Here is a 24,567-nt window from a genome sequence, read left to right on the forward strand (position 1 = left end):
GCCTTTAATAAAAGAGGTATTCATGGAAGATCTATTTATAGGTTTATTTGCAAATGTCGGCGTTATATTAGTTTTAGTTTTGATATTAAAAGCACTTAAAAAAGTTGATTTAAATCTAATGTGGTCTTTGATTTCGTTAGGTATTTTAGTTTGCTACTTTTTTGCTTTGTTTAAAGGTGGAAAGGTTATTCCCTTGGATATGCTTTTTCCTGATATGTCGTGGAATTGGTCTGGAAAAGTAGCGGCAATAATCCTTTGGTTAGTCGTACTATTGGCTTTAGTTAAATTTAAAGCTAACTTTCGTATTGCGGATGCTGGTTTTACTTTTAGGCAAAATGAAAACTCTATAAAACCCGCTTTTACAGTTATGTGCTTGTTTATCATTTTACAGATAGTTGTATCACTTTTTTGGAGTGGTGAACCTAATTATGATTTAGAAACCTTACTTTATCAGGCAACAATGCCTGGCTTTGATGAAGAGCCAATGTTTAGAGGGATTCTTTTATTTTGTATATCTTTGGCAATCATATCAGAACGCTATAATTTAGGTGGTGCGTCAATTAACATTGCAGGGTTGCTCTTAGTGGTGTTATTTGGACTAGTTCATGGGGTTATGTTTAATGGTGGAGAGTGGCACTTTTCTTTCCCCGCTATTTTATTAACAGGCGGCTACGGCTTTATTTTACTTTGGCTAAGAGAGCGCACAGGGAGTTTGGTGTTTCCTATTTTAGCCCATAATAGTGTTAACTTTGTTGGGCAGCTAATCTAATTAAAAGTTTAATTTAAGAGGGGTAAAATCTTGTGTAAGTTTTTACCTCTTCACCGGCAGCAGTCAAAAGGGCTCGTTTGCAGGTGACCACAAGTCATTCATGCCTGCAATTTGAGCTCCTTTTATTACCTATGCTTTTAGTGGTTTGTACTGCTAAACCTGCTGCCGAACACTACTCAGCTTGAAAGCATGAGAAGCCCAGAACTTACACCTTAAACTGTTGTACCAGTTTTAATAAGTTATTGCCTAGTATTGCCATTTCGTTACTTGCTGTTGATGTTTGCTCAGTTGCAGCTGATGATTGCTCTGTCACTTGTTTAATATTAACAACGTTGCGGCTGATCTCATCTGCGACCACGGCTTGTTGTTCAGCGGCTGAGGCTATTTGCGCGTTCATATCATTAATTGCGCTGCTGTAGTCATTGATTGTTCGCAGGGTTTCACCTGTTTTACTCACTTTTTCAACAACTAAGTCTGTTTGTTGTTGGCTTTTGGTCATTACCTCAATGGCGGTTAATATTCCGGATTGAAACTTATCGATCATTTGTTCTATGTTGGTGGCCGACTCTTTAGTTCGTTGTGCTAAGGTTCGTACTTCATCGGCAACAACTGCAAAACCTCTGCCTTGCTCACCCGCTCTTGCGGCTTCAATGGCGGCATTTAATGCCAATAAGTTTGTTTGTTCAGATACGCCTTTAATAACATCTAATATGGTACTTATATTTTCGCTGTCGGCTTGTAGCTTTTCAATTGCAGAGGCGGATTGGTTAATTTCTTTAGTAAGGTTATCAACCGCGTGAACTGTTTCGTTCACCATGCTTTCACCGGCTTTAGCATTATTATTTGAATCACTTGCTGAACTGGCTGCATTTTCTGCGCTATTTGCAACGTCTTGAATTGTTGCATTCATTTGCGTCATCGCGGTGGCAACTTGTTGCGTTTCATCATGCAGCTTTTTAACTGCTGCACTTGTGGTGTTACTAACTATTGAAAGCTCTTCGGAAGTTGATGCAACCTGAGTGGTTTCGGATGCCACTGAGGTTATTGTGGTGCGAATTTTAGCAACAAATTTATTAAATGCGCGGGCAACGTCGCCGGTTTCATCTTTTGATGAATCGTCGACTGTTACGGTTAAATCACCTTCGCCATCGGCAATATCGTTCATTCTATGTGAAAGGCGATTAAGTGCGCCGGTAATTCTCGAAGAGATAAAAATGGCAATAACAATACCTGCGATTAAGCCTGTAAGGGTAATGACAAGCATTAAGCTATATGCAGAGGAGTGCCGTGCTTGAGCTTCTAACTCGTCATTTGCCATATCTTGTTCGATTGCATTTACTAAATTAGCCATTTGAGAAATGGCTAAATCGTTTAGCCTCCTGCCTTCATTTTTAGATAAGACTATTGCTTTGTCGTTTAAATCAGCTCTTGCTAGGTCTCGAATTTGAAGATTTACCTCAATATATTCATCCCATGTCGCGGCAAATTCATCGAGTAAACGTTTGCCGTTGTCATTGACTAAATTGCGAAGAGTTGCACGTCGCTCTAGCATTTCATCTCGCGTTTGAGCTATGAAGTCGGCGTATTCATCCATGGCTGCTTTTGAGTCTGCCAAAATTATATTTTTTTCAGCTCGAGATACAGCTAAAGCGCCTTGATTGACTCTAGCTGCCAGTTTTACTTTTTCAGCTGAAACATTAATTATTTTACTCATCTGATCATTCATTATGGAAAGGTTATATATACCAATCCCAGCAGTAACAATTAGCATGATGATTATTAGACTAAAACTCGCTAATAATTTTGCTTTAATTGAAGTGAAACCAATCTGATTTAAATTTGAGATCATTTTTAAATTCCTTTTGGCAGTCCATTTATCGACTTGTATCTTTGAAAAATAACAGGTTCGTTGTAGCACCACTAATTAATAAACTGTAGAACAAAAATTTAATAAATAAAGGTTGGTTTTTAATCAGGTTAATTGTGTTATTTTTGATAGACGAGAGAGTTATGAACTTTATTTATTATAATTCCCCGACTTTAATGATTAATATTTTATAAATAAAAGTGTGATGTTTTGGGGTGTTTTTTCTTTTTTATTAAATAGTTAGGTTTCAAGACTACTTTTTAAATTATCACCGCTTAGGGCTAAACAGTGATAATTGAGAATGAAAAGTCAGCCAGCGAGTAAGGAATTGAGCTGACTTGACTGTATTTAACGTTTACTCTGCGGCATGGGGTAAAACAAATGAGAGTGTGGCTAAATGCTCGGTTTTATCAAATACATTTAAATTCGTGCTTTTTTCGTCGTAGATCGCGGCTATTACGTTTAAGCCTTGGTTACGCAATGGCAATGTTACCAAGCCGTCATCATTACTAACTATTGCTTCTTGATCTGGATCGTTTACTAAATCATTGATTACTTTAGCACCTTGAACAGCTTTACTATTGAAAGTTATGCGGTAACTAACCATAGCTCCTTTTTGATCTGAAAATTCTTCGCCTACAGGAAGAATTTGCAATTGCTGATTTTTAAGCGCAGGTACTTGGGCAAGCGGGCCACGTAAATGTACTGCGTACTTTTTAGTATGTTCGCTTAATAGTGCACTGGGGATTGCATCTCGACCTTTAGCAAACCATTCACCTTCCTTTGTTTTACTCCACAACCCATTATCGAGCATGCCAGTAACCGCATAAACGGTTTTATCATTTAGCAGCATCATAGGCCCTGACTCAACAAGCTTTACGTTTTGTTGTTGCCAGTTTTTGTTATAGCCAGTAATGCTTTTAATTTTATTTTGTCGTTTTACGGTATCTAAATCTTGTGCGCCTTCGCCATATATAAAGGCCAACTGTGATGAGCGCTCTGCAAACCATATTGCATGAGCCTGTGTTTGTTCGCTGTATGTGCTTGATATTGATGTGACTAATGCCATGCAGGCGAAAGGTAATATTTTCATTTTTATCTCTAAATTTTAGGAGGTATTTATTTTTCGATGTTGAATACGTTTAATTCAAAAAGAAAAAACAGCCTCTAATAACTTTGTAAAATTTGTTGCTGTAGGGTAGCTCTTTTTACTCTATTTGTATATTATTGCAAATAACAATAATTACCATTTGTATTTCATGTTTATTTAATCGGCCTTACTAAAAAAATTTTAGTAAAAACTTAACCGATTAAGCTTGCATGATATCTAAGAGATAGAATGAACTTAATAAATCGATACCAAATATCTGCCATATCAATTGCTATAAGTACCATTTTAGCGCCTTCTGTATACGCAGCTTCAGCGTCAGCTAACATAGAGAAAATAGCGGTTACGGGTGTTAGACAAGCTTTTCGTGGCGATGTGCCCTTAAGCGAGCAACCACAAAGTATTGAGTTTATATCAGCAGAAAACCTCGATGACGCAGGAGTGACTACACTCACAGATATATTTGATCTAACGCCGAGTATTTCTGAACAAAATGATTTTGGTGGATTGTGGGAAAGCTTTGCAATACGTGGCTTAGTAGGCGATGAGAATATTCCTTCAGGCTTTTTAATTAATGGTTTTTCATCGGGTCGAAGTTTTAGCGGTACCCGCGATACCAGTAATATTGATTATGTAGAAGTGATGAAAGGGCCTGGCTCTGCTCTTTATGGTCGCTCTGAGCCTGGCGGTACTATTAATATCATCACTAAAAAGCCACAGTTTGAAGAACAAGGCTCTTTGAAAGTATCTGCAGGGAGTTGGCAGAGTTATCGCGCTGAAGGTGACTACACTAATGCTATTACCAATGAACTCGCTTTTAGAGTAAATGGTGCAATTGAAGACGGTGAGGGTTTTAGAGACTACCACGAAAATAAAAAAACGGTGATCACACCTTCAATTCTTTGGTTAATATCCGACACAACAAAATTAAATTATGAACTAGAGTATGTTGATCAGAGTGTGACGTTTGACCGTGGCATTGTTGCCCTAGACGGGAAGATAGACGCATTACCTATTGAAACGTTTTTAGGTGAGCCAAGCGATAAACCAACAGAGGTTGATGCGATTTCTCATCAACTGACTTTTGAGCATCAAATAGGGGAATGGTCACTTTTAAATGGGCTTAGCTATAGCGATTCTAAATTTATAAGCGAATCGAGTGATGCTGAACTCGCCCCTAGCAGGCAGGTTTATTTTACTGATGGCGAAACTTTAAGTCGGCAACATAACGAGCGTGATTTTCAAACTAAAAATATTTCAGCCCGCACTGAGCTAAGTGGCAGCGTTACTGCTGCTGGGTTTACCCATCATTTATTAATAGGTGCCGATGCCAGCAAGTTTGATTTTGATAAACTTTGGTATAGATATCGCCCTACGCTTGAGGATACGCGCTATGCCATTAATATGTATAACCCCGTATATGGGCAAACAGCACCTGAGGGATCTCTTTTATACAACAGTACTGAAGTGCAGCACAGCTACGGGATTTATATTCAAGATCAAATCGACGTCACTGAGCAGTGGAAAGTACAAGTAGGCGGTCGTTATGATTGGTTTGATCAGCAAATAGATAATCATATTAATCAAAGTCAGTCTAAAAGCAATCAGAGTACATTTAGCCCACGAGTAGGCTTAGTGTATGCTTACTCAGACGATATACAGTATTACAGCAGTTACTCTGAAGGTTTTAGGCCAAACAGTGGTTACGATATAAATGGTGATGCATTTGAGCCAGAATCAACAACCTCTATTGAGGCGGGTGTTAAATTTAGCACCGATACCCTAAATGGTAGCTTTACTGTATTTAGCGCCGAAAAAAGCAATATGTTGACCACAGATTTGCAAGCAGGCGTGTCGACGGCGTTAGGCGAGGTAACTAGCGAAGGCGTTGAGTTTGATTTACACGGTTATATTACAGAGCACACCTCATTTGATTTGGCCTATACCTACACCGATGCAAAAACAGCAAACGACACGGTTAATACAGATTGGTGGGTAAAATTACCAAAAGGTAGCCCTTTACTTAATATTCCTAAACACAGTGCAAATGCACGTATTAAAAGAGAATTGAATGATTTAATCGATTTAAATGCAAGCGTTGGTATAGCTGTTCAGTATGAGGGGGAGCGCTTAGGTGAAACCATAGACCCTACGTACTACTTACCTTCGTATACACTGGTGAACCTGTTCGCAACTTACAACGTTAATGAAGATGTGATTGTACAACTGAATATTAATAACGTGCTGGATAAAGAATATTACTCAAATTCTTACTCTGCAATTTGGACTCAACCAGGTGAGCCGGTAAATTATAAGCTGAGCTTGAAATATAACTTTTAACTTACCCTTGGGGCAGGCTTAAAGATGCTTGCCCCATCACTTTACTCAGGCTGTGCTTCTGTTCCAAGTAAAGCGTCAATGTAGGCGAGTTCTTCGCTAAAAATACCACTAAAAAATGCATTCTGTTCAATTATTAAGGCGTCATTAGGTTGAGCTTTGTAGCTTTGCTGGCATCTGATAATTTCACGGGTTAACCACGAGCACTCATTGCTTGCAGTGTTTATAGCTGTTTTTAAAAAAGAGGGCCATTTGATTTTTTGTAAATTAAAGCGATAGAGCATTACAGCTATACGCCCATAGGCTTGTTGCTTTTGTGATGGTGGGTTATCACTTGTTACTATCTCACTGTTTAACAGCTTACTGCTAAACAGTGCTTGTTGCAGCGCGACTTGCTGTGGCTTACTTAAAAAAGTCGTTGTCATAATGCGTGAGTAGCCTTGGTTGCAATAGAAAATAGCATTTAGTATTAAAGGCTAAGCAAGGCGTTTTACGACTCAAGCAGCACCGAAAAAATGCAGCAACAGTGATAACAAAGTTGGCCTGACTCTTTACTGAATTATCAAAATACAATTGTAATTGGTTAGATAGTTTTGAAGTGTATTAGCATCAATATTTTAATATTAAGGCAGCCAATAACTGAGTTAGGTAATTGACTAAATAATTATTAAATAGGTTTTTAAAGGAATAAAGATGTTTTTATCATTTTTTAAAAATCTTTTATATTGTCATATCTAATAATTTACTAGGTCAAATCTATCACTCATCCGCAGAGACAGATGTTATTGCTTAAGGTGTTTTATCTGTTGAGTTATCAATCTGCGCTAGGTGTTACTGAGGAATAAGAGTTATTTACTTTGCCAAGTTGTGGGCGTTATGCAGTAAGCCTTTTAAAGAAACTATGCCCAGATAAAGGGAGTAAATTTTCATTATCTAAACTTACATGTGCAAAAGCAGAACGCTATTTTAAACAAGAAAAAAGCTGAGTAGCATTTTGCGTTCAAACCTTTCTTAACCCTCAATACAGACAAAGTTCTCACTAAATCTATCATTGTAAAAATACAGTAATAATGAAAATCAGAACAAGCTGATTGCTTAGTAATTTACTAAAATGATGCTCTGAGGAAAGCTTACATTTGTTGTGTAATTTTTATAGTTTGTATTGGTGAAATATTTTCATTTCTTTCTTAATTATTGATTTTAAAACTATTTATAGGTGGTCTTTTTTTTGCTTGGTTATTGTTTTTTAACCCTATAAAAATATAGCAATCAAAAAATTATTTAAGGAAGAAAAGTTATGGCAGAGTCATTTAAGTATGCAAATAATAAAGGACATGCAGGAGAGCTTCATCAAAAAGCTAATAAAGACCATCCCGTAATGACAACCGCACAAGGTTGCCCTATCAGTGACAATCAAAATTCATTAAAAGCAGGTCAACGCGGACCAGGACTATTGGAAGATCATGTGTTGCGAGAAAAGTTGTTTCACTTTGATCACGAGCGAATTCCTGAGCGAGTTGTTCACGCAAGAGGGTATGGAGCACATGGTTACTTTGAAACGTATGATGCTTTAGATGATTTGACCTCTGCTGATATTTTTCAACGTAAAGGTGAAAAAACACCTGTTTTTGCACGCTTTTCAACAGTGGCGGGTAATCAGGGCTCGCCTGATTTAGCACGTGATGTGCGAGGTTTTGCCGTTAAGTTTTATACGCAGGAAGGTAATTGGGATCTGGTAGGCAATAATATCCCAGTTTTTTTCATTCAAGACGCGATGAAGTTTCCCGACCTTATACATAGCGCAAAAGCAGAACCAGATCGTGGTTTTCCACAAGCGCAAACAGCCCACGATAATTTTTGGGATTTTGTAAGTTTGTCGCCAGAATCCATGCACATGGTTATGTGGGCAATGTCAGATAGAGCTATCCCGCGCTCATTAAGGTTTATGGAAGGGTTTGGCGTTCATACTTTTAAGTTTATTAATGCACAAGGTGAAGAAAAATTTGTTAAGTTCCACTGGAAACCTAAAGGCGGTATGCAGTCAGTGGTTTGGAATGAGGCATTGAAATTAAATGGCGCTGATCCTGATTTTCATCGTCGTGATATGTGGGAATCAATTAATAATGGTGACTATCCGGAATGGGAGCTGGGCATTCAAGTATTTGATCAAAAATTTGCTGAAGAGTTCGAGTTCGATGTTTTTGATGCCACTAAACTGATACCCGAAGAGCAAGTACCAGTTAAAGTTATTGGTAAAATGGTACTCAATCGAGTCGTAGACAACTTCTTCGCAGAAACCGAACAGGTTGCATTTTGTACTCAAAATATAGTGCCTGGGCTTGATTTTACTCCCGATCCTTTATTGCAAGGCCGTAATTTTTCTTACCTAGATACACAAACCAAACGCCTAGGTGGGCCTAATTTCACACAAATTCCTATTAATGCACCAAAATGCCCGATGAGACATTTTCTTCAAGATGGCCACATGGCAATGCAGAACCCCAAAGGCCGGGTTAATTACGAACCTAATTCATTCAGCGGGGGTGAAAACAACCCGCGAGAGTGCCCTGTACACGGATTCAAAAGCTCAGAATCTGAAACTGACGGGGGTAAATTACGCTATCGCTCAGAAACATTTAGTGATCACTATAGCCAAGCGCGCCAATTCTATTTAAGTCAAACTGACATTGAGCAAACGCATATTCAAGATGCTTTGATTTTTGAGTTATCTAAAGTAGAGCATTTACGTATCAGAGAACGCGTGGTTTCTCATCTGTTAAACATTGATAACAAGCTTGCTGAGCAAGTTGCATTGGGTTTAGGTTTACAAACTATGCCAGATGCCGCAGAAGCTGCGCTTGATACCCGTCAAGATTTACCAGTATCTGATGCGCTAAGTATTTTAAAAAATGCGCCAAATACATTTAAAGGCAGGAAGCTTGGTATATTAGTAAGTGATGGTTTTGATGCTGAAACCTTTAATTTATTAACACAAAGCCTTAAAGAGGAAGGTGCAAGTCATGAAGTTATTGCGGCTCAAGTTGGTGGTGCTAAAAACAGTAATGGCGAGGTTGTTGAGGCCGATCAAGTGATTAATGGCGGTCCTTCGGTGCTTTACGACGCAATAGTTCTGCTTACCACTAATGAAGGCGCTAAAAAGTTTGCTGAAATACCGGAGGCGAAAGATTTTGTCAGTGATGCTTATGCACATATGAAGTATATCGGCTTTAGTGATAAAGCAACTCCTTTAATCGAGGCTACGGGTTTAAATGGACAGCTTGATGATGGCTGGTTGGATTTAAATAAAATTTCCGCAAGTGAGTTTGTCTCAAAAATTCGTAATCTTAGGTATTGGAGCCGATAAATCGCATAAATTGGGGCTAGTGAGAACTAGCCCTTGTTATTGATGGCACCGTTTGATTTGAGGATTACAAAAATTTAAAGGAATAAAATGAAACTAATTTATGTCGATGATAACTTGCCGGGTATTACTCGAAAGAGGCATGAAAACCAATGGGTTTATTATGATCCTGCAGGAAAGAAAATACATGATAAAGATGAAATAGAGCGGTTAGACAGTCTCGCTTTTCCCCCCGCATACAAAGATGTATGGTTATGCCCAGAAGAAAATGGGCATATTTTAGCTACTGGCTACGACAACAAAGACCGCAAGCAATACTTTTATCATCCCGAGTTTAGGGAGCAGCAAGAGCTTAAAAAGTTTGAAGCATGTGTTTTATTTGGAAATAAACTGCCTTTGTTAAGAGCAAAACTATCGGAATATTTGCGAGGTAATGAACTTGATTGCCAGCGCACAATTGCAGCCGTTGTACGTTTAATGGACCTTGGAGCTCTGCGCGTTGGTTCTAAAAAAAATGCCAAACATAACAATAGTTTTGGTGCTACGACATTACGTAGCCGGCATGCAAAACTAACGGGTAAAAATATTCGCTTAAAGTATAAAGCAAAATCCGGTAAGCAAAGAGAAGTGAATATAACAGATAAAGTGCTTAGCTCTATCATACAGCAGTTGCAAGATTTGCCTGGGCAGAGCTTATTCCAATATATCGATGAAGGCGAGTGTTGTGATGTTACCTCCAAAGAAGTGAATGAGTTTATTCAAAGTGTTATGGGTGAGCAGTTTAGTGCAAAACATTTTAGAACATGGCGGGCCAGTGTTTTGGCATTTGAAGTCTTACATAAATCAAACGGCCAGCTTTCGCTTAAAGATATGTTAGGTAGCGTTTCAAGTAATTTAGGGAATACCCCAGCAATAGCTCGTAATTCATATATTCATCCAAAGTTGATTGAGCTGTGTAAAGGAGGTAAAGAAGCTCTAAAGGACTTTAATAACTTAGACAAACTACCCCGTAAGACTAAGTATCTAAGTCGCTATGAGCGTGGGTTGTTGATATTTTTAGAAGAACAAAGCTAATAACGTTAATCTCTTTGTAATTCTACTCATATTTCAATAGCTTGAGTTATACCTATGTGTGTGAACTTTTTACAACTTCTAGCAACTTTTACTTTAAAACGTAGAGTTCTACTTTGCTTTTTTTATTTATCTTTCTGATTTTAAAGGATTAAAACTTTGGTTTGAATGTTGCTAATTACTAAGCGTACTTTCTTAAACAAATAAAGGAGTTATTATGAGTACTGTTATTACTGGGTTATTCGATAATGCATCACAAGCAACATTAGCCATTTATAGATTAGAAGCTTTAGGTGTAAGTGAGGCGGATATAAGCATTGTTGCTAACGACTCGTATACAAAGGAAGACTTTGCTGTAGATGAAGGTACCAAAGCTTCAGAGGGCGGTTTGCTGGGCGCTGCATCTGGTGGCGTGTTAGCGGCAATTATTGGTGGTTTTACCGCTGTTGGTGCAGTCGCTTCGGGTGGTGCAGGCTTATTAGTCGCAGGTCCTTTGGTTTCAGCACTTGCAGCTGGTGGCGCCGGTGCTGCCGTTGGTGGGACTCTAGGTGCAGCAATCGGCGCATTTATTCCAGAACATGAAATTAAGTATTATGAAGACGCAATTGAGAAGGGTTCAATACTCGTCGGTGTTAAATATAACAGCGATAACAAAAATAGTATTGAAGAAATTCTTGATAATGCTGGTGCAAGCAAGGTTTCAAAAGCGTAATATTTCAGGATGCACTATAAGTATCTAAAAAGTATAAAGGTGGAACTGCGTTCCATCTTTTTACGCGTTTGATTTTTAAAACTATCTGAGCTTAGTATATTAATCTATATGGAAACCAATGAATTATTTAGCTCACCTTTATTTAGCAAAGCCTACGGCTGATTCTCATTTTGGCAACTTACTGGGAGATTTTGGTGGTCAACGACAGCTAACATACATACCGACAAGTGTTAAAAGTGCGCTAGATAACCATTATTTAGTGGATAAATTTACTGATGCACACCCTTTAGTTAAAGAAGCTAAACAGCTTTTTTCACCCAAGCGCAGGCGCTTTGCAGGCGTGGCTGTTGATGTGGTGTTTGATCATTTTCTGATTCAGCATTGGCAGCAGTTTAATAACCAATCACTGATTGATTTTAAGCAAACCAGTTATGCGCTTTTGGATAAGCGTATACCTGTAATGCCTACACGAATGCAACGTGTAGTAACCAGTATGACACAAAACGATTGGTTTAAAGAGTATGAAAGCGTTGATGGGGTTGGGCGGGCGCTTGATAATATTGCTAAACGGGTTCGCTTTACTAATAATTTTGCAGGCACCGCTGAAGATATAACCCGACATTATAGTGAGCTAGATGGACTGTTTTTAGCGTTTTTTCCTGAGCTAATTGAACACGTTAATAAGTTTAATTTGGAGAGCGCACCAAAGTAGAGTGCGCTTACAAAATAAGTGGTTTAGTCGTCTGGTCCTTTTAAGGTAAATACTAAATGTTTACGCATATCTTTTAAAATTACGCCTTTTTTAAGCATTGCACCGCTTAAGCGCTTTTGCCATTTTAATAACTCAGGCTCTGCCGCAGTTAGTGCCTGTTGGTTTTCAAACTGAAAACACATTAGTAAAGAGCCCGGAAATAAATGATATTCCACATCAAACCAGCACTGCAGCATACCTGGAATTTCAGCACGGCCTTGCTCTTCTATTTTGTCAGCAACATTGAGGACGAGTGCTTGTTGTTTAACTTGCACAGCAGATAGTTTTTTCATGGGAGAAGATCCAATTTAGAGGCTAAGAATACAGCCGGAATAATGCATTATACCCAAGCTTTCAGGGTGATAACAATGTTAGCCATACTTTAAATTAGATGGCTCATAGTGAAGACTGATTGTGGTTAGTTTAGTAGTTCAATCGGTTTGAATACACTATTTATCAAGGGAAATTATGAATCATATAGTTGTTTTTTTAGTTATTATTTTTATGCTGTCAGGGTGCTCTGAAGAGCAAGTTCCTGAGCAAAAATTAAAACCTGTTTCTGCCATTGAGTTAAAAAAAACTAACTCGTTTGATAGTCGTATTTTGTCAGGTGTTATTCAACCTGCAGATACAACGACCTTAACATTTGAGGTTAGCGGAAAGGTTGAAGACGTTTTTTTTGATATTGGTGAAGCTTTTGATAAAGGTGAGCCCCTCGCCAAACTAGAACAAACAAAGTATTTATTGGCAGTGCAGGAGGCCAAAGGACAGGTCTCTAATGCAAAGGCTACGATGCTAAATGTTAAGCAGGATTTTGAACGTAAAGCGTCACTGGTTGATGATGGTGCGGTGTCTGGCGCGCAATACGATGCTGCAAAGTCTCAATATGAGAGCGCCAAGGATAAAGTCGATATTGCTCAAGTGCGATTAGCGATGGCAAAAGAAAAGTTAAAAGATACTACATTGATCGCGCCCTATGCTGGGACTATCTCAAAACGTAATATTGAACCTTCGCAACAAGTTAGCCCTAATATCTCGGCACTTTTAATCCAAGGTAAAGAAAGTTTTGAAGTCTCAGCGCTTGCGCCTGAAGGGCTTCTCTCCTCGTTAACTATTGATAAACCGGCAAAGGTAACTATTTCAGCTTTAGATAAATCGTTGAATGCTAAAATTAAAGAAATTGGCTCAGCTGCTCAAGGAGCGAATGCTTTTCCTATTATTTTAAAAATCTCAGCTAATGATATCGCAGGTATCAGAACGGGTATGAGTGCAGAAGTGCAATTTAAACAACAGCAGGGAGAAAGCGATGGTTTTATGGTGCCTGTAAGTGCAATCATGGCAAAAGAAAATAACCAACAATTTGTTTTTAAACTGATAACAACAGCGCAAGCTGACTCACAACAAGCTGGCTACGTTTTACAAAAAACAACAGTGGATGTAATGAAATTTTTTGCGCAAAAAGCGCAAATTAAAGGAGATTTAAAAGAGGGGGAACAAATTGTTAACGCGGGAATGGCTTTTTTACACGATGGGCAAAAAGTAACGCTTATCGAAGGCGAAATTAAGCGACTTAACCCATAACCCGTGACGGAGATTTAAAACAATGAAGATCCCTACTATTTCAGAGCTTGCTCTTGATCATAATCGCCTTATGTTAGCTATTGTTTTTGGCCTTATGTTATTTGGCGCCTTTAGTTATTATCAACTACCAAAGCAAGAAGACCCTAAAATAAAAATTCGCGAAGCTGTTGTCACAACAGCTTATCCGGGGATGAGCGCGAAAAAAGTAGAGTTGTTGATCACTAAAACACTCGAAGAAGCTATTCGTGAAATGCCCAGTATTGCCGAAATTCGCTCAGTATCTATTCCTGGTCGTTCTATTATTCACGCTGAGCTTAAGCAAAGTGTTGAGCAAAGTGAGTTTAATCAACAATGGGATAAACTGCGCGATCAAATAAACGCAGTGCGTGATGACTTACCCAATGGGACATTGCCTTATGTAGTAAACGATGATTTTGGTGATGTTGCCGTATTAACAGTGGCACTTATTGCTGATCCTGCCTACAGTATGGGCGATCGCCAAGATGTGGCGCAACACATTGCTGATATGCTGCATCAAGTTGAGGGCACTAAAAAAATTGATATTTTGGGCATTCAACAAGAGCGTATTTTTATTGAAATTGAAAATGCTAAGCTCGCTCAACTGGGTATTGCACCTGAACAATTAATTGCCGCTTTGAAAAACCAAAATATTATACGCCCTAGTGGGGTTATTGACGCCAATGGCAAAAACTTTATTATTCAACCTTCAGGAAATTACCAAAACCTTGCCGATATTAGAAATACACTTATCAGTGTGCCTAACCAGCCTGAAACAATATTGTTGCGCGATATTGCTAAAATAAGCCGTAAAGTGGTCGATCCCCCATCAAGAACAAGTTATTACAATAATCGCCAAGCCATTATTTTTGCCATATCTAAGGATGAACAAGCGGATGTGCTTAAGTTCACTCCTAAAATAGAAGCGATGACAGCTCAAATTAACCAAACTATTCCTGCAGGCTATCAATTAAAAAATATTACGCGCCAAGCCGATGTGGTTGAAGATGCAGTATTTGGTGTGACTTTTAGTGTTTTGCAAACCATCGTTATAGTATCAATTGTGGTAGTGATGTTTTTAGGCTTACGCACTGGTCTGATTGTGGGCTCGATTGTGCCAGCAGCGATTTTAATCACGCTTTCAGTTATGAACTTTATGGGTATTCCATTAGAGCGTATGTCGCTAGCTACTTTAATTATTGCGCTTGGTCTTTTGGTTGATGATGGCATAATAATGGCTGAAGATTTTAAAAAGCGTATCGAAGATGGCGAAACGCGTGATGATGCTATTCGTAACACTTCAGGCACTCTTGCGATACCGTCTTTAACTTCATCATTAACAACTATTCTTGTGTTTTTACCTCTTATGTTGGCACAAAGTAGTGCTGGTGAATATACGCGCTCGATCTCCTTGGTGGTGCTAATTGCATTACTTACTTCTTGGGCGCTAAGCCTGACATTTACTACTTATTTATGTCATCGCTTTGTTAAAAAAGAAACGAGGGAAAAGCAAAATATTATTCGCCGCAAGATAAATGGCTTTTTCGACAGCCTTAACCCACTTTATGAAAAAGCGTTACGACAAATTATGCGTGCGCGTATTGCGTTTGTTGTTGTTATTTTAGGACTATTTTTGGCTGGGGGCTGGGCTATGAGTCTAGTGCCTGCAAAATTTTTTCCAGATTCTGACCGAGCACAAATTTTAGTGTACCTTGATATGCCAGCGGGTACTTCAATGCGTAAAACTGACGCAGCGGTGCAGGCTATTTCAAAAAAATTGGATGATAAAGAACACTTTCCACATATTGAAAAATATGCGGCCTATGCTGGATTTGGTGGTCCTCGGTTTGTTTTATCACTTACACCTATCGACCCCGAACCTTCAAAAGCATTTTTTATGATTGATGTAGGTGAACGAAAGTTCGCCGATCCTACATTAAAGAGAGTGCGAGAGATGTTTGCTCAAGATTTCCCTGGTGTGATGGGGCGTGTTACGAAAATGTTCTTAGGGCCATCTGATTCTTCACTAATAGAGATTCAAGTTAAAGGTCCTGATAGTGATTATATTTATTCTGTTAGCGATGAAATTAAAACTTTGTTGCGAAATGTAGGTGGCACGTTTGATATTAAAAGCGATTGGGAAAACCGTATTACGACACTTAAACTTGAGGTTAATCAGCAAAATGCTCGTCGTGCCGGAATTAGCTCAAATGATGTTGCCCAAGCGTTAGAAACCTATTTTTCTGGACGCATAATATCCGAGTTTCGTGAAGGTGATGATATATTCCCTATTGTATTAAGGGCACAAGACAGGGAGCGTTACGATTTAGATCGGATCAATAGTGTAAGTATTTATTCTTCTGCTAGAGGCGTCAGTGTTCCTTTAATGCAAGTGGCCGAGATTCGCTATGAAACGCAGTTTGCCCGCATTGCGCGTGAAAATTTATTTCGTACCGTAACGGTACAAGCTAAAAATCAAATTATGTCGGCGCAAAGTATGGTGCCCTTACTTGAAGAGAAGCTTGCTAAAATAAAAGAAAAATTACCACCTGGATATAAAATTGAATACGACGGGGTGATTGGAGACTCCGCGGAATCGCAAGCTGCTATTTTAGCTAATTTACCGCTGTGTATTGCTATTATGGTGTTTATTATTATTGCGCAGTTTCGCTCTTACCGTGCAACCAGTATTGTATTTTTAACCGTACCCCTAATTATTATTGGTGCTGCTTTTGGTTTGTTGGTTATGCAAGCAAACTTTGGGTTTATGGTTATTTTAGGTTTATATGCGCTTGCCGGTATTATCATTAATAATGCGGTGATTTTAATAGACCGAATAAATATTGAACGTAAACAGATAGAGTACTCAGAGCAACAAACCGCAGAGCAGTCTAATCAACAAAACTTTGAGGCGGTAATCAATGCTTCTTTAAGGCGTTTACGCCCTATTTTGATGTCTACTTGCACAACGATAATAGGCTTAATGCCACTTATTTTATCTAAAGATGTTTTGTTTTATGGTCAAGCAAGCACTATTGCGTTTGGTCTTGCAATGGGAACAATTTTAACATTAGGATTTGTTCCTGTTGTGTATACGTTTTTCTTTAAAATAAAGCCAGTTAAATCAGATAAACATCAAACCCAGCGTGAGTCAGAGCAGGCTTAATATGAAGGGCAGATAATAAGTTTTATCCCTATTTAGTGGCAATTTTAGCCACTAAATAGGCCTGTTTTACTCATGCTTTATTTGTTTAGATAAAAACAAGTTAGTAACGTCTGCGACTTTGATTAACGACTCTTTATCAGCATGACTCCAAGTTACCTTTGAGCCTACACTTTCACAACAAATAACACCTAATGGTTTGCTATCAAGTATATAGATGTAATCAAGTAAAGAATAAATATTGAGCGGCTCAAAGTAAGAGTGAGAGAATGGCTTGGTTACGTCGTTATTTCTGGCGTCGGAGGCGTCGAGTACTTGATTGGTTAAAATATAGTTGAAATAAGCAGGGGAGTTTTCTGTGTATAGAACAGTTCCATTTGAAACAACATCATTTTCATCAAGGCAAGCTAAGCAATTTAATGCACTGTAATCTTTATTAAATAACCACAGACTGACTCGATTAGCATTGGGAATAAGCGCTTTTAACTCTTTGCATATTTGCTTTAGTTTCCTGTTACTAGAAACATTAGGATCGCTAATTTTTACTGCTAAGTTTTTTAAGTTAAGGTTTTTAGGATTATAAACATTGAGTAAGCTATTGAGCTTAGCTTTATCAAACGGTTTAGTTAAGTAGCCATCCATACCAATATCTAAATAATGCTCAATGTCTTGTTTTAGGGTATTTGCTGTCATAGCTATAATTGGAACTGTTTTACCTGCAGGGAGTGCTCTAATAGCCTGTGTGGCTTTTATGCCATCCATTTCAGGCATTTGTATATCCATGAAAATTAAGTCTACCGAGTGCTCTTTGAAGTACTTAACACATTCTTTACCATCCTCTGCGATAATTAAATTAGCATTATGTGCTTTGAGCATTTTAACGATAATAAGCTGATTTATTTTATTATCTTCGGCAATTAATACAGTACAACCTTTCAGGTTTGTTATATCAGAGCCCTGCTTTGCTACTGATGGTAATAAAGCAAGCTCAAAGCTTTGCTCATAGGTAAATGTGGAGCCCTTACCTATTTTGCTGGTAAAGCTAAGCTTCCCTTGCATTAATTCACTCAAGCGAGCACAAATTGATAAGCCTAAACCTGTCCCCCCATATTCTCTTGAAGTTGATGAGTCTGCCTGATGAAACTCTTTAAATAAATGTTCTTGAACAGTCTCATTAATGCCAAGGCCTGTATCAATAACTTCAAATTTGAGTAATTGTGTTTGCAATGTACTGCTTTTAATACTTACTTTCAGTTCGACTTGACCAGTTTTGGTAAATTTAATCGCATTTGAGCATAGGTTATTTAAAATTTGCGAAACCCGAAGAGGATCGCCTTTTAAATTCTCTGCTATTTTAGGATCTATCGACTTAATAAGTTTTATACCTTTAGCAGACGCTTGCTGTAACTGGGGTTTTATTACATCGCTAATAACGTCATTAAGATTGAAGTTGATATGTTCAATCTCTAATTTACCAGCCTCAATTTTAGAAAAGTCTAAAATATCGTTTACAATATTTGATAAGTAATGTGCTGACTTTAATATACTTTTTAAGGTGTTATCTTTTTCCTCTGTTGTGCCTTCTGATATGGCAAACTCAGCTAAATTTAAAATCCCATGTAATGGGGTTCTCAACTCATGAGTCATATTTGCCAAAAATTTACTTTTTGTGTTATTGGCTGTATCAGCTTCTTCTTTTAACTTTTCTAGTTGTTTATTATGTGCTTTTTGTTTTTCTAATGCCATCACTAGCTTTTTATTATTAAGTCTAAGCTCTAATTGCGCAATAACTTCTTTGCTCAAAACCGTGAGTGCATTTATCTGTTTGCTTGAGAGCTTTTTTGGTTTATCGCTAATAACACATAACGTACCAATAGCATTGCCTCTAGGAGTTATAAGAGGTGCACCTGCATAAAAGCGAATATTTGGGTCGTTTGTAACCAAGGGATTATCGTGAAAGCGGGTATCAGTAAGTGCATTTTGAACTTCGAACACTTGGTTTTCTAAAATTGCGTGAGAACAAAACGAGATATCCCGTGCGGTTTCGTCTACATCAATACCTTGCTTTGATTTAAACCATTGCCTGTCGGGATCAACAAGACTTATTAGTGAGATTGGCGTTTCACAAATATCAGATGCAAGCTGGGTTAAGTCGTCAAAGGATTTCTCAGCTTCAGTGTCTAAAACGTCATACTCATATAGGTCTTTTAGCCGTGATAGTTCATCTTCAGGTGTTGACGCTTTTATCATTATGTAACCTTGTTTTTGATATGCCTAACAATGAGTAATTGAATAAAAATAATAATGGATGCGCGAGCGTAAAATGCAATTAAATTATTATGCTCAAGTAGTTAGCTTATATGACCTTAATAGTTTTTGCTAATTGATTTAAAACTGCTCAATCAACAATTCTATTACGGCCTTTCGTTTTTGCCTCGTATAAATAGTCATCAACATATTTCAAGCTGTTTTGTAAGCTGATAGAGCCATCATGAGTAAGTAGCCCAATACTTACCGTAAAGCTAATATTAAAATTGCGATAGTAAACTTTATGTTCATTTACTGCGTGTTTTATTCGCTCAGCGGCTTGCTTAGCTTCTGCTTTGTTTGTGTTGGGCATAATAATTAAAAACTCTTCACCGCCCAGGCGAAATACAAAATCTTGTTTTCTCGTTAAAGCGCGTAATGTATTGGTAAGCTCTTTTAAGCTTAAATCACCAGCTTCGTGACCATAGTTATCATTTATTGCTTTAAAATGGTCTATGTCGAGCATTAATAACGAAATATAGGTATTTTTATTCTGCGTTTTTAATAGCTCATCGCTGAGTGTTCTGTATAAAGTTCGTCTATTTAAACAGCCTGTAAGTGGGTCTATATTGGCTTGTTTTTCTAGCTCTTGATTAAGAGAAGAGAGCTCTTGAGTACGCGCCTGAATACGCTGCTCTAAACTGGTATTAAGCGCGATCAGTTTGTGTTCTATGTTTATTTCTTTGGTTACGTCGTTTTGAACAGCAAAATAATAAGCTACTTTTCCATCTCTAAAAATGGGTGATATGGCCAGTTCATTCCAATAAGGGTCGCCACTTTTTGTGTAGTTTAAAATTCTTGTAGTTATGGGGAGCCCTTTTTTAAGATGAATTTTGAGTTGCTCTATTGTGTTGGCATCAGTTTTTTCACCTTGTAAAATAGAGCCAAGCTTTTTACCTTCTACTTGATTCAGTGGGTAGCCTGTAATTCTTTCAAATGAGCCATTTACCCAAATAACACGCTTGTCTTTATCGGCAATCACCATTCCTACTGTGGTTTCTTTGAGTGCAGTAACTAAAAAGTCCCGCTCCAGAGCTATTTTTTCACTCCCTGATATGTCTTGAAAAATGCCATATAGCTTCGTGATTTCACCGTTTAAATCTCTCGATACATTGCCGCTTGATATTACAGTGCGCTCTTGTAGATCGTCGTCTACAACACGAAGCTTTATACAACTCCATTCTTGTCCGCATGCAAGAGCTTGCTCGACCGCATCTGTTATTTTGGATTTGTCATCTTCATGATAAAAATTTATTGCAGTATCTAGTTGAGGGGAATAGTTACTCGGTGAAACACCATGAATGGTATAAATTTCATCGGTCCAAAATAATTGGTTAGTTTTACAGTCGAGTTGCCAATAGCCTACCTTTAAAACTTCGCCGGCATTTTCTATGATGGTTTGTAATTCGTTATTGCTAATAACAGACGACACTTGGGCAAAGTGCTGGTTAAAAACTAAAACCATATGTTGGTGTTGGTTTTGCTGCACGCTGTGTAAGCAACAATTTAGTTTAATGGAGTAATCGGTTGCTAATGTTAGTTCAATATCAAATTGGTCTAACTCATTATGTTGCGATTTTAGTGCGAGAATTTGTTGTTGTAATAGAGCTTTGCTTTCAGTAGTACAACAGCCATAAAGGCTTTCAATGGTGGGTACTTTTTTAGCTGCAACATTTAGCTCTGACCACCTTGGAGAAAGATAACTAAGCTGATTATTATTATCAAATACCATTAAAAGAAAATTACACTTTTCTAGCAGCGCAATATTTATGTCTTTAATATCCATAAGCTCCCTACATATGAAAAGTATTACAACAATAAGGTTGAGTATAGACACCTTCTTTTATTTTTTCAGTTCAAGACAGTGTTAATAGTGGTCAGAATTCTTACTAAAAGTGTATTTCAGGTTTGTTTTTATCACTTTCCTGATAAGGTATTGGTTGTATAACAATATTTTAACGTTATTTCGTTGTTGTTAACGCAGAACGAATCACTGGAGAGTTTAATGAGCATATTTCGATTGAGTGTTGTTACCTCGTTTTTTTTCGCTGCTAATCTCTGTGCTACTAGTGCACATGCAAATACTAAAGTAATTCATGCAGGAGAGTTATTGGCTATTCCCGGAGAAAAACCACAACAAAAACAAACCGTAGTAATAGAAAATGGCAAAATAGTTTCGGTATCAGCGGGCTTTTTACCCATCACTCGTTTTGGCGAAGATGCTCAGTTAATCGATTTATCGACCCGCTTTGTTATGCCAGGGCTTATGGATATGCATGTGCATTTACAAGGTGAACTTGGCCCTGATAATAAAAAAGAGCTGGTGGAAATGTCTGATGCAGATGTAGCAATGCGCAGTGTGCATTTTGCTAACAAAACTCTTATGGCGGGCTTTACTACTGTGCGTGATGTGGGAAGTCAAAGCGAGCAAATGTATGCATTACGTAAAGGCGTAGAAAATGGTTGGGTTGATGGGCCGCGTATTATTGCTGGTGCTGGCGTTACTATTACTGGCGGACACTTAGATGTTGATGGTATGAGCCCTGATTTACTCACCATAAAAACACCGCCAACAGTGTGTGATGGCGCTATTGAATGCCGTAAAAAAACTCGCTATGCAATTAAATACGGGGCTGATTTAATTAAAGTTGCTTCTACCGGTGGCGTGCTTTCGGATACTACTACGGGCACAGGGCAGCAAATGCAAGACGATGAACTTAAAGCTGTAGTTGATACAGCGCATGGTTTAGGGCGAAAAGTAGCTAGTCATGCGCATGCCGCTCAAGGTATTAATGCAGCATTACGTGCGGGCGTTGATAGCATAGAGCACGGTAGTTACACCGATGATGAAGGCATTAAATTATTTAAAGAAACAGGGGCTTATTTAGTCCCTACTTTGCTTGCAGGACACACCGTAGTTGGGTTAGCAAAAAACAGTGACTTTATGTCTGCGTCAATTAAAAGTAAAGCAATTAGAGTAGGGGGCGATATGCTCAACAATTTTACTAAGGCATATAAGGCCGGGGTAAACATTGCATTTGGTACCGACAGTGGCGTATCTAAGCACGGCATTAACGCAACAGAAGCGGTATTAATGCATCAAGCAGGTATGACTCCTGCTGATATTTTAAAATCGGCAACCGTCAATGCTGCTGATTTAATTGATATGAGCCAGCGCTTGGGCACCATAGAGCCTGGTAAGTTTGCTGATATTATTGCTTTGGACACCAGCCCACTTAGCGATATTAGCGCTTTAATGGATGTCGATTTTGTAATGAAAGAAGGCACGATTTTTAAACACCAATAAATACCCTATTTATTTTATTAATAATGACGCAATAACGCTGGTAGGTCGTATAAAAATTTTTATAAATGGCTACTGGCGTTTTTTGTCATACCGCTTTTAAGGTTATAAAAGGAAGTATTTTATTTTGAAGAGCTTAATAGTTTTATTTTTAGTTGTATGGCCTTTTTTGGTTAATGCCAACGCGCAGATAGTTGAATTTCCTGATGTAAATAATAATGTGGCATACGCAAGTGTGGTTTCATTGGGATTTAACCCTGCGGATGAAGAAATAGCATATGGGGATAATGAATCGCAGTTCGCATTACTTTGGCGCGCAAAACAAATACAGCCGCAAAACCCGTTAGTTATTTTACTTCATGGTGGTTGTTGGCTAAGTGCATACGATATTAAACATACCTATGCGTTAAGTACGGGGCTTGCACAAGCTGGTTTTAATGTATGGTCTTTAGAGTATAGAAGAAGCGGCGCAAGCGGTGGTGGCTGGCCTACAACGTTTAATGATGTAAAAGCCGGAATTTTAGCGGTAAGTAAATATAATAATGGCGAGTTTAAATTAGCTGACTCGGTTGTGGTAGGACACTCCGCTGGTGGGCATTTAGCTCTACTTGCTGGTGGTGAAATTGATCAGCTCAAAGGGGTTATTGGCTTAGCCCCTATTACTGATATAAAAGCGTATGCACGCGGTAATAACAGCTGTCAAAAAGTGACAAAGGATTTTATGCAAGGTATGCCAACTGATAAACCCAAGGCTTACACGCAAGCGAACCCGAGCGAGCAGTCGCTTCATCCACAGAGTATTATTTTACAAGGTGACCGAGATACCATCGTGCCAGCTTTTAATTTAGAGCAGCTTAAACGACCTGTGGTTATGCTAGATGGTGTGGGGCATTTTGATTGGATCCACCCAGGTTCTGAGGCATTTAAGACACTAATACAAAACTTGAATGAGAAGTAATAATGAATTTTAATGAGATTGTAGCGCTTGATAAAGCCGATCCGCTGGCTAATAAACGTGATGAATTTGATTTACCCGCAGACACTATTTATCTCGATGGTAACTCATTAGGGGCTTTGCCTAAAGCCGTAAAATCGCGCGTAGCTGAGGTGGTAAGTCAGCAATGGGGTAGCCATTTAATTAGAAGTTGGAATGATCACCAATGGATTGATTTACCAACTCTGGTAGGAGAGAAAGTAGCGCCGATTATTGGCGCAGCAAAAGGCCAAGTGATTTGTTGTGACTCGATTTCAGTTAACTTATTTAAACTGTTAAGTAGTGCATTATCGTTAAACCCTGAGCGAAATGTGGTGTTATCCACCAAGGATAACTTTCCTACTGACTTATACATGGTACAGGGGCTAAGTGAGCTATTAGGCCCCGACTTATGTCAGCTTAAATTAGTGGCAGAGCAAAGTATTGAGCAAAACCTTAATGATTCAGTGGCTGTGTTGCTATTAACGCAGGTCAACTTTAGAACCGGTCAGTTGCTGGATATGCAAAAGCTTACCCAGTTAGCCCACGAGAAAGGCATTTTGGTGATATGGGATCTAGCCCATAGTGCGGGAGCTTTACCGGTTGAACTTGATAACTGTAATGCTGATTTTGCCGTTGGCTGTGGCTATAAATACTTAAACGGTGGCCCAGGCTCACCTGCATTTTTATATGTGGCTAAACGCCACCAAGCTGCTGTAAAGCAACCCTTATCAGGTTGGATGGGTCATGCCAAACCATTTGCTTTTGATGCAATATATCAAGGTGCTGATACTATAAATCAGTATTTATGCGGTACACCCAGTGTGATTGCGATGAGTGCTTTAGATGCTGCGCTTGATGTATGGCAAGACGTAGACATTTCTCAAGTAAGAGAAAAGTCGATTGCACTTGCTGACGTATTTATTAAATTAGTACAAACACATTCATGCTTAAGTGATTTACGCTTATGTTCCACTGAAAATTCGAGCCAAAGAGGCAGCCAACTAGCATTTTCACATACCGATGCGTTTGCTATATGCCAAGCGTTAATTGAAAAAGGGGTAATTGCAGATTTTCGTGCGCCTAATATTTTACGTTTTGGTTTTACACCTCTTTACACCTCGTTTGAAGAGATTTGGCAGGCAGTAACTATTTTAGCTGAGGTAGTTAAAAGCCAGCTATATACCCAGCCACGTTTTAATTTAGCGGGTAAAGTGACGTAACTTTATGATGAGCCATTATTAT

Annotated in this window: 17 protein-coding genes; 11 read left to right on the forward strand and 6 right to left on the reverse strand. The window is 38.4% G+C overall.

The window, feature by feature from the left end:
- Window positions 1-22 precede the first annotated feature (22 nt).
- A complete protein-coding gene (locus tag PUND_RS02670) occupies window positions 23-769 on the forward strand; it encodes a CPBP family glutamic-type intramembrane protease (protein WP_010390772.1) in 747 nt (248 codons plus the stop codon).
- A gap of 205 nt (window positions 770-974) precedes the next feature.
- Here PUND_RS02670 and PUND_RS02675 read toward each other — a convergent pair whose 3' ends face one another.
- Both PUND_RS02675 and PUND_RS02680 read right to left on the reverse strand, forming a co-directional pair.
- Entirely contained in the window at window positions 975-2,618 is a 1,644-nt protein-coding gene (locus tag PUND_RS02675) for a methyl-accepting chemotaxis protein (RefSeq protein ID WP_010390773.1), read from the reverse strand.
- A 373-nt stretch (window positions 2,619-2,991) separates the two neighbouring features.
- On the reverse strand, window positions 2,992-3,729 hold the full coding sequence (locus PUND_RS02680) for a DUF4198 domain-containing protein (RefSeq protein ID WP_010390775.1): 738 nt from the start codon (window positions 3,727-3,729) through the stop codon (window positions 2,992-2,994).
- A gap of 246 nt (window positions 3,730-3,975) precedes the next feature.
- On the opposite strand from PUND_RS02680, the gene PUND_RS02685 reads away from it, so the two are divergent.
- Complete coding sequence (locus tag PUND_RS02685; protein ID WP_010390776.1) at window positions 3,976-6,084, forward strand: TonB-dependent siderophore receptor; 2,109 nt, start codon at window positions 3,976-3,978, stop codon at window positions 6,082-6,084.
- Between the two features lie 41 nt (window positions 6,085-6,125).
- Here PUND_RS02685 and PUND_RS02690 read toward each other — a convergent pair whose 3' ends face one another.
- Window positions 6,126-6,506 carry a hypothetical protein gene (locus PUND_RS02690; RefSeq protein WP_010390777.1) on the reverse strand — a complete coding sequence of 127 codons (381 nt, stop codon included), beginning with the start codon at window positions 6,504-6,506 and terminating at the stop codon, window positions 6,126-6,128.
- Between the two features lie 872 nt (window positions 6,507-7,378).
- On the opposite strand from PUND_RS02690, the gene PUND_RS02695 reads away from it, so the two are divergent.
- The 4 genes from PUND_RS02695 (at window position 7,379) to PUND_RS02710 (ending at window position 11,937) form a co-directional block, all read left to right on the forward strand.
- A complete protein-coding gene (locus tag PUND_RS02695; protein WP_010390778.1) occupies window positions 7,379-9,445 on the forward strand; it encodes a catalase in 2,067 nt (688 codons plus the stop codon).
- An 87-nt stretch (window positions 9,446-9,532) separates the two neighbouring features.
- Window positions 9,533-10,516, forward strand: coding sequence for a DNA topoisomerase IB (locus tag PUND_RS02700; protein ID WP_010390779.1), 984 nt, complete (start codon window positions 9,533-9,535; stop codon window positions 10,514-10,516).
- A gap of 214 nt (window positions 10,517-10,730) precedes the next feature.
- On the forward strand, window positions 10,731-11,225 hold the full coding sequence (locus PUND_RS02705) for a general stress protein (RefSeq protein ID WP_010390780.1): 495 nt from the start codon (window positions 10,731-10,733) through the stop codon (window positions 11,223-11,225).
- 118 nt (window positions 11,226-11,343) lie between these two features.
- Window positions 11,344-11,937 carry an acyl carrier protein phosphodiesterase gene (locus PUND_RS02710; RefSeq protein WP_010390781.1) on the forward strand — a complete coding sequence of 198 codons (594 nt, stop codon included), beginning with the start codon at window positions 11,344-11,346 and terminating at the stop codon, window positions 11,935-11,937.
- Between the two features lie 23 nt (window positions 11,938-11,960).
- Here PUND_RS02710 and PUND_RS02715 read toward each other — a convergent pair whose 3' ends face one another.
- Window positions 11,961-12,269 carry a hypothetical protein gene (locus PUND_RS02715; protein WP_010390782.1) on the reverse strand — a complete coding sequence of 103 codons (309 nt, stop codon included), beginning with the start codon at window positions 12,267-12,269 and terminating at the stop codon, window positions 11,961-11,963.
- A gap of 175 nt (window positions 12,270-12,444) precedes the next feature.
- On the opposite strand from PUND_RS02715, the gene PUND_RS02720 reads away from it, so the two are divergent.
- Both PUND_RS02720 and PUND_RS02725 read left to right on the forward strand, forming a co-directional pair.
- Window positions 12,445-13,557 (forward strand): efflux RND transporter periplasmic adaptor subunit, encoded by a 1,113-nt coding sequence (locus tag PUND_RS02720; RefSeq protein ID WP_010390784.1) that lies wholly within the window; start codon window positions 12,445-12,447, stop codon window positions 13,555-13,557.
- A gap of 22 nt (window positions 13,558-13,579) precedes the next feature.
- Window positions 13,580-16,741, forward strand: a complete 3,162-nt coding sequence (locus PUND_RS02725; protein WP_010390786.1) for an efflux RND transporter permease subunit — start codon at window positions 13,580-13,582, stop codon at window positions 16,739-16,741.
- Between the two features lie 66 nt (window positions 16,742-16,807).
- Here PUND_RS02725 and PUND_RS02730 read toward each other — a convergent pair whose 3' ends face one another.
- Window positions 16,808-18,988, reverse strand: a complete 2,181-nt coding sequence (locus PUND_RS02730) for a GAF domain-containing hybrid sensor histidine kinase/response regulator (RefSeq protein ID WP_010390788.1) — start codon at window positions 18,986-18,988, stop codon at window positions 16,808-16,810.
- Between the two features lie 148 nt (window positions 18,989-19,136).
- The gene (locus PUND_RS02735) at window positions 19,137-20,831 is read right to left on the reverse strand and encodes a GGDEF domain-containing protein (protein WP_010390789.1); all 1,695 of its coding nucleotides are present in this window, start codon (window positions 20,829-20,831) and stop codon (window positions 19,137-19,139) included.
- A 219-nt stretch (window positions 20,832-21,050) separates the two neighbouring features.
- Here PUND_RS02735 and PUND_RS02740 point away from each other — a divergent pair, with 219 nt between their 5' ends.
- From PUND_RS02740 to kynU, 3 genes are all read left to right on the forward strand, one after another.
- Window positions 21,051-22,352: a metal-dependent hydrolase family protein gene (locus PUND_RS02740; RefSeq protein WP_010390790.1), complete on the forward strand. Its 1,302-nt coding sequence runs from the start codon at window positions 21,051-21,053 to the stop codon at window positions 22,350-22,352.
- Between the two features lie 124 nt (window positions 22,353-22,476).
- Window positions 22,477-23,307 carry an alpha/beta hydrolase gene (locus PUND_RS02745; protein ID WP_010390791.1) on the forward strand — a complete coding sequence of 277 codons (831 nt, stop codon included), beginning with the start codon at window positions 22,477-22,479 and terminating at the stop codon, window positions 23,305-23,307.
- Between the two features lie 2 nt (window positions 23,308-23,309).
- Entirely contained in the window at window positions 23,310-24,545 is a 1,236-nt protein-coding gene (kynU, locus tag PUND_RS02750) for a kynureninase (RefSeq protein WP_010390793.1), read from the forward strand.
- Window positions 24,546-24,567 lie beyond the last annotated feature (22 nt).

It is taken from the genome of Pseudoalteromonas undina, from assembly GCF_000238275.3.
In the GTDB taxonomy this organism is placed as follows: domain Bacteria; phylum Pseudomonadota; class Gammaproteobacteria; order Enterobacterales; family Alteromonadaceae; genus Pseudoalteromonas; species Pseudoalteromonas undina.

Bases quoted from the DNA above. Each gene is read 5' to 3' on its own strand.
- PUND_RS02685 (WP_010390776.1), top strand. From the start codon at position 3,976: ATGAACTTAATAAATCGATACCAAATATCTGCCATATCAATTGCTATA.
- kynU (WP_010390793.1), top strand. From the start codon at position 23,310: ATGAATTTTAATGAGATTGTAGCGCTTGATAAAGCCGATCCGCTGGCT.
- PUND_RS02670 (WP_010390772.1), top strand. From the start codon at position 23: ATGGAAGATCTATTTATAGGTTTATTTGCAAATGTCGGCGTTATATTA.
- PUND_RS02740 (WP_010390790.1), top strand. From the start codon at position 21,051: ATGAGCATATTTCGATTGAGTGTTGTTACCTCGTTTTTTTTCGCTGCT.
- PUND_RS02715 (WP_010390782.1), bottom strand. From the start codon at position 12,269: ATGAAAAAACTATCTGCTGTGCAAGTTAAACAACAAGCACTCGTCCTC.
- PUND_RS02725 (WP_010390786.1), top strand. From the start codon at position 13,580: ATGAAGATCCCTACTATTTCAGAGCTTGCTCTTGATCATAATCGCCTT.
- PUND_RS02695 (WP_010390778.1), top strand. From the start codon at position 7,379: ATGGCAGAGTCATTTAAGTATGCAAATAATAAAGGACATGCAGGAGAG.
- PUND_RS02680 (WP_010390775.1), bottom strand. From the start codon at position 3,729: ATGAAAATATTACCTTTCGCCTGCATGGCATTAGTCACATCAATATCA.
- PUND_RS02675 (WP_010390773.1), bottom strand. From the start codon at position 2,618: ATGATCTCAAATTTAAATCAGATTGGTTTCACTTCAATTAAAGCAAAA.
- PUND_RS02690 (WP_010390777.1), bottom strand. From the start codon at position 6,506: ATGACAACGACTTTTTTAAGTAAGCCACAGCAAGTCGCGCTGCAACAA.
- PUND_RS02710 (WP_010390781.1), top strand. From the start codon at position 11,344: ATGAATTATTTAGCTCACCTTTATTTAGCAAAGCCTACGGCTGATTCT.
- PUND_RS02735 (WP_010390789.1), bottom strand. From the start codon at position 20,831: ATGGATATTAAAGACATAAATATTGCGCTGCTAGAAAAGTGTAATTTT.
- PUND_RS02720 (WP_010390784.1), top strand. From the start codon at position 12,445: ATGAATCATATAGTTGTTTTTTTAGTTATTATTTTTATGCTGTCAGGG.
- PUND_RS02705 (WP_010390780.1), top strand. From the start codon at position 10,731: ATGAGTACTGTTATTACTGGGTTATTCGATAATGCATCACAAGCAACA.
- PUND_RS02700 (WP_010390779.1), top strand. From the start codon at position 9,533: ATGAAACTAATTTATGTCGATGATAACTTGCCGGGTATTACTCGAAAG.
- PUND_RS02730 (WP_010390788.1), bottom strand. From the start codon at position 18,988: ATGATAAAAGCGTCAACACCTGAAGATGAACTATCACGGCTAAAAGAC.